Origin of the sequence: Roseovarius tibetensis (assembly GCF_050896375.1) — a bacterium.
GTDB lineage: Bacteria > Pseudomonadota > Alphaproteobacteria > Rhodobacterales > Rhodobacteraceae > Roseovarius > Roseovarius tibetensis.
This window is the reverse complement of sequence record NZ_JBPBBB010000011.1, coordinates 104,773-115,028: the sequence shown is the minus strand read 5'-3', so window position 1 is coordinate 115,028 and position 10,256 is coordinate 104,773. Positions and strand designations below refer to the sequence as shown.

Here is a 10,256-nt window from a genome sequence, read left to right as displayed (position 1 = left end):
CGATCCCCTCGACGCCATCCGACCGTGGCATCGGGTAACTCTGAAACGGACGAAAACCGAGGGAGTCGTGTAGTGTGGTAGCGTAAGCCCCTGAACAAAACTTTTAAGCAAATATTAAGGGTTTGGCCAATTTTTCGGGTGGCACCGTCCACACCTGTGGCGTGGGGAACACAGAGTCAACGACAGGTTGTGCGGATGAGGCGCCGCAGCTGGCAGGCACGAGGTCGAGGTCGTGACAGACGCTCGAATCATATGTCGAGATCGGCATCCGGCACGGCAGGGTCGAAGCCTGCCCTGCCATGCGTATCAGGCGATAAGATCATCTTGCGCTTGCGTGGCCGCATCGACCGGGGTCGCGGTCCCGGTGCGCGCCCAGGTGCGCACGGCGTCGCCGAACGCGGTGAACAACGGCCGGCTGACAGGATCGTTGGCAGCGTTGAATTCGGGATGCCACTGCACGCCGAGGCAGAAACCGGGCGCATCCCTGACATACAGCGCCTCGGGGGTGCTGTCATGGGCCCAACCATCGATCACGATCCGCTGACCGGGCGTCACCACGCCCTGACCGTGCAGGCTGTTGGTCATCACCTCTTTGGCCCCCATGAGCCGGTGGAACACACCCCCCGGTGCGAACCGCACCGTATGCCGTGGCGCGAACTGTTCCTCCATCGTGCCCTCGGGCGGCATGCGGTGATTGTCGCGGCCCGGCAGGTCGCGGATTTCGGGATGCAGCGTGCCGCCCATGGCGACGTTCACCTCTTGAAAGCCGCGGCATATGGCAAGGAACGGTTGCCCCCGGTCCACGCAGGCACGCACCAGCGGCAGGGTGATCGCGTCGCGTGCCCTGTCGAAGGCGCCGTGCGCCTCGGTCGGGGCCTCACCGTATTCCTCTGGATGCACATTCGGTCTGCCGCCGGTCAGCAGAAAGCCGTCGCAGACCTCCATCAACTCTGACACGCTGACATAGCGCGGGTCGGCGGGGATGATCAGCGGCATGCAACCTGCCACGTCCGCAACGGCCGACACATTGATCCGTCCCCCGGCATGCGCGGGATAACGATCGTTAAGCGTGTGCCTGTTGCCGATGATGCCGACGACGGGACGTTTCATGTCAGATCTCCAGACGGTTCCTTACATACAAAACATTCGTGTCAAACATTATCAAGATATGCACGACATTCCGTGAACAAGGCGGGAAACATGCACCTTTCGCTTACACTTGCGGCGTAGCGTTCAAGATGTGGGCGGGTTGTTCATGCTATCGGCCATGCGCATCCCGGTCGGGTGGTGCGGGCGGTCCGTCCACATCCTTCGGCCGGTTGCCGCGGCACCGGGCGCTGCAATACCGGACCTCGTCCCAGACTTTCGCCCATTTGCGCCGCCACTGCATGGGACGTCCGCATGTGGCGCAGGTCTTGACGGGCAAGTCGGCTTTCTTGCGGGTGCGTGCCATCACAGATCGAAGCGCAACTGCGCTGTGTCCTTCGGATTGGCAGGGCGCGGTTTGCGCGGCGGGCGCTTGCGGCTGGCATGTTTCTGCACGATCGCCTGCGTATCCGCGTCTCCGCGATGCGCGTGGCGCCGGGTGTAAACGGCGTCTTTCGCCGCTTTTGCCGCCGCGACAGGATCGACGATCGGTGCGGGGTACTCGCGGCCAAGCACGGTATTCGATGCGCCCCATGTCCATGGCCGCTGCAGATGCGCGTCCGGAACGCCCGCCAGCTCCGGGACCCAGTGCCGGGTGAACTCTCCGGTCGGGTCCTGATCCAGCCCCTGTTTCACCGGGTTGTAGATGCGGATCGTGTTCATGCCGGTCGTGCCTGACTGCATCTGCGTCTGCGACCAGTGGATGCCCGGCTCGTAATCGGTGAAATACCGCGCCAGGATCGTGCCCGTCGCCCGCCAGTCGAGCCACAGGTGATAGGAGGCCACCGCCATCAGCATCGATCGCATGCGGAAATTCAGCCAGCCGGTGGCGATCAGCGACCGCATGCAGGCATCGACAAACGGCAGCCCGGTTTCTCCCCGCGACCACGCCGCAAGCCGGTCGGGATCGGGATCGGCCGGGCGCAGGCCCTCATAGGCGGGGTGCAGGCAGCGATACTCGATCGCCGGCTCGTCCTCGAGCTTCTGCATGAAATGGTCGCGCCATGCCAGCCGCGCCTGAAAGGACCGCATCGCGCGCGCCCAGTCCGCGCCGCGCCCTTGCGGTGCTGCGCGCCCAGCCTGCACCACCTCGCGCACCGAAAGGCTGCCGAAGGCCAGATGTGGTGAGATCCGCGAACAGGCCCGCGCCCCGGTCAGTGGCGACGACATGGCGCGGGTATAGGTCTCGCCGCGGGTGCTGAGAAAGCTGTCAAGCGCGCGTGTCGCCGCGCGCCACCCGCCCCGCTGCCGACCGGGGCAGGAATCGGTCAGCTCAAGCGCCTGTGGCGCGGGCACGGCATCGCTTTCGACCTCCGCCACGGGGCGCATGTCGGCCGGTGGTGGCAGGACGGTCTCGCGCATGAAGCCGTCCCGCGCCGATTGCCAGCGGTCGCGATTGTCCAGACGGCGCATGACGCCACATTGCGGCAGTTCCACCCATGTCACCGACTGCATCCGCGCCCAGTCCGCGACGCGCCGGTCCCGCGCAAAGCTCCAGCCGTTGCCGGTTTCCTCGTGGCTGACCATGCGGGTCACGCCGAGGTCGCTGCGCAGTTGCTCCAGTATCGTCACCGCGTCGCCCGTGCGGATCACCAGCGACAGGCCAAGGCCGGCCAGATCCGTCCGCAGGCTGTCCAGCGTCTCGCAAAGAAATCCGTACTGTCGGCCAGACGCGTCGGGCTGCGCCCAGAGGTCAGGCTCGACGATGTAAAGCGGAAGAACGGGCCCCAGCCGCGCGGCATGGGTCAGCGCGGGGTGATCCGCGATGCGCAAGTCCCGCTTGAACCAGCAAATGACAGGTCTCGTCATGCTCCGCCCTCAGCCCGCGCGCCTCACTCGACCTCGACGGCTTCGCCGGTACGTCCGTCGATCCGGACATCCGGCGTGACGGGGTCCTGACCCTGATAGACGGTCCAGACGATCAACCCAATCATCAGGACACCCGCGAATATCATTGCCCCGCGGATGCCGATCAGTGCCGTCCGGTGTTGCTTTTTCTGCTTTTCGACGTTCGTGTCCGGTGCCGACATGACAGTTCCTTTCGTTCAAACAGTCGCGCGCTTCTTGCATTGAAGGCGCACGCGCATCGCCCTAACCTCTGACAGATGAAATCATTCTGCCTGATGGAGACGCCCGCGATGAAAGACGCCTCGCCCCAGACCATATATCTCGCGGATTACACGCCGCCAGCCTTTCTCGTGGACGAGGTGCATCTGACCTTTCGCCTTGCACCCGAACAGACCCGTGTCGTCAGTCGGATCGCGTTCCGTCCCAACCCCGATGCCATATCGCGCGACTTCTTCCTGCATGGAGAGGGGCTGCGGCTGATCGGCGCCAAGATCGACGGGCAGGCGATCACGCCCGAGGTGACCCCCGATGGGCTGCAGGCAAAGGTGCCCGACGCGCCCTTCACCTTCGAGGCCGAGGTCGAGATCGACCCCTTGGGCAACACCGCGCTGGAGGGGCTTTACATGTCGAACGGCATGTATTGCACCCAATGCGAGGCCGAGGGCTTTCGCAAGATCACCTATTATCCCGACCGCCCCGACGTGATGGGCGTGTTTACCGTCCGGATAGAAGGCGACATGCCCGTGATGCTGTCTAACGGCAACCCCGTCGCGCAGGGCTACGGCTGGGCGGAATGGCACGACCCGTGGCCGAAACCGTCCTACCTCTTCGCGCTGGTCGCGGGCGATCTGGTAGCGCATCCCGACAGTTTCACCACGCGGTCGGGGCGCGACGTGGCGCTCAACATCTGGGTGCGGCCGGGTGACGAGGACAAATGCGCCTTCGGCATGGAGGCGCTGAAGAAATCGATGACCTGGGACGAGGATGTGTACGGGCGCGAATACGACCTCGACCTGTTCAACATCGTCGCGGTAGACGATTTCAACATGGGCGCGATGGAGAACAAGGGGCTGAACATCTTCAACTCGTCCTGCGTCCTTGCCAGCCCCGAGACCTCGACGGACGCCAATTTCGAACGGGTCGAGGCGATCATCGCGCATGAATATTTCCACAACTGGACCGGCAACCGCATCACCTGCCGCGACTGGTTCCAGCTGTGCCTGAAGGAGGGTCTGACCGTATACCGCGACAGCCAATTCACCGCCGACATGCGCAGCGCCCCTGTCAAACGAATCGGCGACGTGATCGCCCTGCGCGCGCGGCAGTTCCGCGAGGATAACGGCCCGCTGGCGCATCCCGTGCGCCCCGAAAGCTTTGTCGAGATCAACAATTTCTACACCGCGACGGTCTATGAAAAGGGCGCCGAGGTGATCGGCATGCTCAAGCGGCTGGTGGGTGACGATGCCTATTACCGCGCGGTGGATCTTTATTTCGAGCGCCATGACGGGCAGGCCTGCACGATCGAGGACTGGCTGCGCGTGTTCGAGGAGGCCGCGGGCCGCGACCTCGCCCAGTTCAAGCGCTGGTATTCCGAGGCCGGCACGCCGCGCCTTCATGTGACGGAAAGCTACGCGGACGGCACTTATACCCTGCAGTTCGAGCAATCGACGCCCCCCACACCGGGGCAGGACGTCAAGACCCCGCGCGTGATCCCGATCGCGGTGGGGTTGCTGGGCCCGAACGGGGACGAGGTGCGGCCGACGCAGCTGATCGAGATGACCGAGCAGCGCCAAAGCGTGACCTTTGACGACCTGTCCGCGAAACCCGTGCCATCCATCCTGCGGGATTTCTCGGCCCCCGTGATCGTCGAGCGTGAGACGACCAATGCCGAACGTGCCTTCCTTCTGGCGCATGACACCGACCCCTTCAACAAGTGGGAGGCCGGGCGCGCGTTGGCGCGCAATGGCCTGCTCGCGATGATCCGCGACGCCGCCGACCCCGATCCCGCCTATATCGATGCGGTGCGGACGATGGCGCGCGATGACAGCCTCGACCCGGCCTTCCGCGCGCTGGCGCTGGGCCTGCCGTCGGAGGATGATCTGGCGCAGTCGCTGCACGACGCCGGTGATACCCCCGATCCGCAGGCCATCTGGCAGGCGCTGGAGCGCTTGCGCGACACCCGCGCCGGCGCACTCGAAGACACCGCGCGCGACCTCTACGCCGCCCACCAGGTCACCGCGCCCTACCGGCCCGATCCCGACCAGACCGCGGCACGGTCGCTGGCCAATGCGGCGCTCGCGATCCTCACGCGGCGCGATGGCGGCGCGCAGGCGCAGGCGCAATTCGACGCCGCCGGCAACATGACGCAGCAACTTGCGGCGTTTTCCTGCCTGCTGCAATCGGGCCGGGGCGACGCCGCTGTGCGCGCCTTCTATGACCAGTGGCGGCACGACCGGCTTGTGATCGACAAGTGGTTCAGCCTGCAGATCCTCAATGCCCGGCCAGAGGATACCGCGGATGTCGCGGCGCGCCTGACCGAGCACCCTGATTTCACCATCCGCAATCCCAACCGTTTCCGCGCCGTGCTGGGCGCGCTGACGATGTCGCCGGCGGGCTTTCACCACGCCTCGGGCAAGGGGTACCGGCTGCTGGCCGACTGGCTGATCGCGCTCGACCCGCTCAACCCGCAGACGACTGCGCGGATGTGCACCGCGTTCGAGACGTGGCGGCGCTATGACGCGCAGCGCCAGTCACTGATCAAGGCCGAGCTGGAGCGTATTCGCGCCACGGCCGGTCTCAGCCGCGATACCGGCGAAATGGTCGGGCGCATTCTGGAGGGGTGATGAGATGAGGCGGTCTTCCGACGCAGCAGCGACAGCGTATGTCCGCGGGCAGGCGATCCGACGGTTTTTCAGCGCACTTTATGCCGGCCAAGCCGCAAAAGCTGCAATCGATGCGCCAGCTTTGACAAATCGCCTGTCCGGGGGGCGCGCATGCGATGGCGCTGCGACCTGCGGTCGCGTACCGCGCCAGGGCAGTAACCTCGATGTCAGTTCAAGGCCATACTAGCCCGCTCACGCGGTAACTCTCGAACCGTCCGCCGGTAACATGCCGTACATCATCGCGTCAGCCGATGAACCGCGCCGCTGCCGCGCCGGTCATGTAGCTGATCTGCCCGCCCGCAAGGGTCGCGACGACACGGCGCGCATCGGGATCGATCACCGTCAGATCGGCGCGCAGGCCGGGGCGCAGCGCGCCCCGGTCGTCCAGCCCCAGGGCGTGCGCCGGTCCCGTTGACACCAGCCGCCACGCCGAGGCCAGATCGCACACCGCCGCATCGACAAGCCGGAAAGCCGCGCCCGCCAGCGAGGGATAGTGATAATCCGAGGCCAGCGCATCGACACAGCCCGCCGCGATCATCTCCAACGCGCCGGCGTTGCCGTTATGCGACCCGCCGCGCATCACGTTCGGCGCGCCCATGATCACCGCATCGCCCCCCGTGCGTGCGGCCTCTGCGGCCTCCGGCGTTTCGGGGAATTCGGCGATCCGCACGCCGCGCGCGCGGTGCCTTGCCCGGCTGTCCGCCGTCTGGTCGTCGTGGCTGCCCAGACGCACGCCCGCCGCGGCCAGCCTTGCGGCAAGCGTGTCGAGGGCGGGGGGCACCTCGGGCATGCGCGCGTGCAGGGCCTGCATGATCCCGAGATGCGTCTCGGGATTGCGCCCGATACGCAGGGACTGCCCGGTCAGACGCGGGGGCCGCTTGCCCGCTGCGAGGGCCACGTGCGGCAGGTGGTCGTTGAACACCACGTAATCGACGCCGGACTGTGCGATCATCTCTTCGATATCCGCGTAGGCGTCGATCAGCGACACCTCGACGCGCAGTTGCGCGCGCAGATCGGTCGCCACGCGGGGCCGGGTCGCGGCAAGCGCCTCCAGCATCCGTGCGGCGAATTCCGGCCCGCGCAGACCGCCTTCCCAGCTATAGAACTGCGCCAGCGTCGCCGTGGTGATGCCGCTCGCGGCCAGCTCGGCCTCGGTGGCGATCAGCCCGCGTGCCAGATCCATCATTGCGCCGCGACGCGGGGCAAGATGCCGCTCGAACGCGTCGCCATGCGCATCGACCAGCCCCGGCAGGATCAGAAATCCCGCCAGATCGACGACCCGCTCTTGCGGCGTGTCGGTGATCACGCCGTCCGCCAGCGACAGCGCACCCGGCCCGATCTCGTCGGGCCAGAGCACCTGCGCCCCGCGCAGGGTCAAGGCCGGCGCGCTCATCCCCCGCGTCGCCCCAGCAGGACATCACCGAGCGTCAGGTCATGGTCGAACCGGCCATGCGCCAGAAACTCCTCGACCTGCGCGATCACAAGCGGATTGTTCATCATGAACGTGTGCGTGACGGGCAGGGTGATGTGGTCCGCCATGCCCTCGACCCGCGTCGAGGCGACCGAGACCTTGCCATCGTCCGGCCCCTCGATCAGTGCCGAGAAATAGGGGTTGAGCGAGCGCGTCCCGGCGATCACGCCAAGTTCGAAATCGACGGGGGGCAGATTTTCCGGCAGCCCGTCCGGCCCGGTGATCAATTGCTGTCCGGCGGGCCCGTTAAGCCACTTGAACAGCTCCAGGGCGCCCAGTTCGTCGACCAGTTGACTGCCGTGATTTGGCGGGGCCAGCATCACGACACGGCCGAGGGTGTCGGGGCGGGTGTCGGCCAGCCAGACCCGCAGCAGGATACCGCCCATCGAATGCGTCACGAAATGCAGCCGCGTGTCGCCGCAGACCCGCTTTGCGTAGGGCAGGGTCTCTTCGGCCAGTTGCGCGATATCGTCTTCGGTCGACGGATAATCGGGCGAGAAGACGTCGTAGCCCTGGGATTCCAGTACTTCCTGCATCACCAGAAACGACGCGTCGCTGCGCGCCAACCCGTGCAGCAGAACGACGCAATCGGCGCGTGCCGCGGTCGAGACAAGGCCGAATGTGACGGCGAGGATAAAGGCGATCGATTTCATACGGCGCGTATAAGCCGGAATGCGGGCGCTGTGAACAGGGTTTGCGCGCAATGTCGCAGCCCGCCCGCCTGTCGCCGAGCCCCAGCAACCGGGGATCGAGCCACCCGAGGGGGATCGGCAGCGTGCCGCCTTGGCGGTCCGGCCATCACTTCACAGCACGCCGTCCGTGTCTGCCATGTTCAAGATACTCGATTATCACCCCACCCAGATCGGTGCCAGATCGTTGCGTCGCTGCCGTGATCTGTGGCTGGGGCATGATGGTCTTGAGATCAAGCCCGTCTGCTTGGCACGGGCCAGAGACGATGCGCGCCCGATCCGGGCGCATGGATCGGCCGGGCAGGGCGGGCGCGCAATCCCGAGATATGGGATGACCCCGGTGCCATTCCCGTCTATGAGACGGGCGACACATTCTGATCAACGGCCCAATCGCGCATGACCCGATCCCCCCGCCCCCCAAGGCAGCCACTTTTCTCGCAGCGCGACCGCGACAACCTGCTATGGTTCTGGCAGCACTACATGAAGCAGCGCGCGCGCTGGCTGGCGCTCGTCCTCGTGATGATCTTGGTGCAGGGCGTGGTCTATCAGCAATTCCTGTCGATCACCGAGAACGGCCTGCGCGTGATCTTCGAGAACGGCACCCTCGCCGAGCTGGCGCTGGTCTGTCTTGCGGTGTTCGTGCTGTTCGTCGTGCGCGGCGCGATGGCCTATTTCGTGCCGCGTATCGCGGTCTGGGTGTCGAACACCGCGATCCACGAGATGCGGCGCGATCTCATCACGCACATGATGGGGCTGGACCTCGCCTATTTCGAGCGCACCAAATCGGGTGATCTGATCCACCGGATCGTGACGCAGACACAGGCGCTCGGGCATTTCATCGGGCTGGCCACGGCCAACGCGGTTCGCGACGCGGTGACGGTGGTGATCGTGTCGGGGTATCTCATCTGGAAGAACCCGGTCCTGTTCACGGCCGCGATCCTCGTGCTGCCGTTCATCATCTGGGTGATGAACTACGTGTCGGACCTGGTCAAACGCGTGCAGGGCGAGGCCGAGACCGAGATGGGCCATTACATGAGCGGGATCGAGGAAACCGTGACCGCGATGCGCACCGTCAAGATCGCCAGCCAGGAAGAGGTCGAGGCCGCGCGGCTGGAAGAAAGCACCCGGCGGTTGCGCGATCTCACGCTGCACGTGCAGCGCACGCAGGCCCTCGTGATGCCGACGATCGATCTCAGCTCGGCCTTCGTCTATGTTCTGGTCATCGGTGGCGGCGGTTACATGGTTCTCAGCCCCGCGTTCGACACGGATGGCGCGGGCATCATCACCTTCCTGCTGGGCATGGTGCTGGTGTTTGATCCCGCGCGTCTTCTGGCGCAATATCTCGGCATCCTGCAAAGCCAGATCGTGCAGCTTGACCGGGTGCGCAACCTCTATCGCGAAACCCCGTCGATCACCGATGCGCCCGATGCGGTCAGCGAATTCGACACGGGCGGCGATATTGTGCTCGACAATGTCAGCTTTTCCTACAGTGCCGACCAACCGCTGTTCGAGGGGCTGTCGATGCGGCTCGACGGTGGGCGGGTCTCGGCCATCGTGGGCGCCACCGGGTCGGGCAAGACCACGGTCCTGTCCTTGCTGTCGCGGCTTTACGACGTGCAGGGCGGGCGGATCACGATCGGCGGCACGCCCATCGACAAATTGCGTATCCGGTCGCTGCGCGCCGCATTTTCCGTGGTGGCGCAGGATATCGTGATCTTCAACAACTCGATCTGGGAGAATATCCGCTACGTCAATCCCGAGGCGACCGAGGCGCAGATCTGGCAGGCGGCCGAGAACGCCGAGATCGCCGATCTGGTCCGGGCGCGCGGCGCGGCGCCGGTCGGTCCAAAGGGCGCGCAATTGTCGGGTGGACAGAAACAGCGGATCGCCATCGCGCGCGCCTTTCTCGTGGACGCGCCAATCCTGCTGCTGGACGAGGCGACCAGCGCGCTGGACCAGGGAACCGAGGCGCGGATCAAGTCGGCCCTGACCCGGCTGACCGAGGGGCGCACGACCATCGTGGTGGCGCATCGCCTGTCCTCGATCGCCGATGCCGACCGTATCCTCGTGCTAGAGGCCGGGCGGCTGGTGGAACAGGGCAGCCATGATGAATTGCTGGCCCGCAACGGCTATTACGCGCAACTCTACAAGGCGCAGAAACAGGGCGACGCCAAGGTTTGATCGATTCGATAATACCTGCGGACCACCACACACATCGGT

8 protein-coding genes are annotated in these 10,256 nt (G+C 65.5%); 2 read left to right on the top strand and 6 right to left on the bottom strand.

Annotated elements, in window-relative coordinates; all coding sequences use genetic code 11:
* Positions 1-306: 306 nt before the first annotated feature.
* The 4 genes from ACROSR_RS09875 to ACROSR_RS09860 form a co-directional block, all read right to left on the bottom strand.
* Positions 307-1,110, bottom strand: a complete 804-nt coding sequence (locus ACROSR_RS09875; protein ID WP_432684524.1) for a gamma-glutamyl-gamma-aminobutyrate hydrolase family protein — start codon at positions 1,108-1,110, stop codon at positions 307-309.
* A 148-nt stretch (positions 1,111-1,258) separates the two neighbouring features.
* Positions 1,259-1,453, bottom strand: a complete 195-nt coding sequence (locus ACROSR_RS09870; RefSeq protein ID WP_432684522.1) for a DUF2256 domain-containing protein — start codon at positions 1,451-1,453, stop codon at positions 1,259-1,261.
* Complete coding sequence (locus tag ACROSR_RS09865) at positions 1,453-2,955, bottom strand: FAD-binding domain-containing protein (RefSeq protein ID WP_432684520.1); 1,503 nt, start codon at positions 2,953-2,955, stop codon at positions 1,453-1,455. Before ACROSR_RS09865 ends, ACROSR_RS09870 begins: the two co-directional genes overlap by 1 nt.
* A gap of 23 nt (positions 2,956-2,978) precedes the next feature.
* Positions 2,979-3,176 (bottom strand): hypothetical protein, encoded by a 198-nt coding sequence (locus ACROSR_RS09860; RefSeq protein WP_432684519.1) that lies wholly within the window; start codon positions 3,174-3,176, stop codon positions 2,979-2,981.
* A gap of 108 nt (positions 3,177-3,284) precedes the next feature.
* On the opposite strand from ACROSR_RS09860, the gene pepN reads away from it, so the two are divergent.
* A complete protein-coding gene (gene pepN, locus ACROSR_RS09855) occupies positions 3,285-5,837 on the top strand; it encodes an aminopeptidase N (protein ID WP_432684540.1) in 2,553 nt (850 codons plus the stop codon).
* 283 nt (positions 5,838-6,120) lie between these two features.
* On the opposite strand, the gene ACROSR_RS09850 is transcribed toward pepN, so the two are convergent.
* Complete coding sequence (locus ACROSR_RS09850; protein WP_432684518.1) at positions 6,121-7,269, bottom strand: alpha-D-ribose 1-methylphosphonate 5-triphosphate diphosphatase; 1,149 nt, start codon at positions 7,267-7,269, stop codon at positions 6,121-6,123.
* On the bottom strand, positions 7,266-8,000 hold the full coding sequence (locus tag ACROSR_RS09845; protein WP_432684516.1) for an alpha/beta fold hydrolase: 735 nt from the start codon (positions 7,998-8,000) through the stop codon (positions 7,266-7,268). Before ACROSR_RS09845 ends, ACROSR_RS09850 begins: the two co-directional genes overlap by 4 nt.
* A 432-nt stretch (positions 8,001-8,432) precedes the next feature.
* Between ACROSR_RS09845 and ACROSR_RS09840 the strand changes: the two genes are divergently transcribed.
* On the top strand, positions 8,433-10,217 hold the full coding sequence (locus tag ACROSR_RS09840; protein WP_432684514.1) for an ABC transporter ATP-binding protein: 1,785 nt from the start codon (positions 8,433-8,435) through the stop codon (positions 10,215-10,217).
* The last annotated feature ends 39 nt before the right edge of the window (positions 10,218-10,256 follow it).

What these genes read in the sequence shown, in the direction of transcription:
- ACROSR_RS09875 (WP_432684524.1), bottom strand. Translation starts at nt 1,110, where the DNA reads ATGAAACGTCCCGTCGTCGGCATCATCGGCAACAGGCACACGCTTAAC.
- ACROSR_RS09870 (WP_432684522.1), bottom strand. Translation starts at nt 1,453, where the DNA reads ATGGCACGCACCCGCAAGAAAGCCGACTTGCCCGTCAAGACCTGCGCC.
- ACROSR_RS09865 (WP_432684520.1), bottom strand. Translation starts at nt 2,955, where the DNA reads ATGACGAGACCTGTCATTTGCTGGTTCAAGCGGGACTTGCGCATCGCG.
- ACROSR_RS09860 (WP_432684519.1), bottom strand. Translation starts at nt 3,176, where the DNA reads ATGTCGGCACCGGACACGAACGTCGAAAAGCAGAAAAAGCAACACCGG.
- pepN (WP_432684540.1), top strand. Translation starts at nt 3,285, where the DNA reads ATGAAAGACGCCTCGCCCCAGACCATATATCTCGCGGATTACACGCCG.
- ACROSR_RS09850 (WP_432684518.1), bottom strand. Translation starts at nt 7,269, where the DNA reads ATGAGCGCGCCGGCCTTGACCCTGCGCGGGGCGCAGGTGCTCTGGCCC.
- ACROSR_RS09845 (WP_432684516.1), bottom strand. Translation starts at nt 8,000, where the DNA reads ATGAAATCGATCGCCTTTATCCTCGCCGTCACATTCGGCCTTGTCTCG.
- ACROSR_RS09840 (WP_432684514.1), top strand. Translation starts at nt 8,433, where the DNA reads ATGACCCGATCCCCCCGCCCCCCAAGGCAGCCACTTTTCTCGCAGCGC.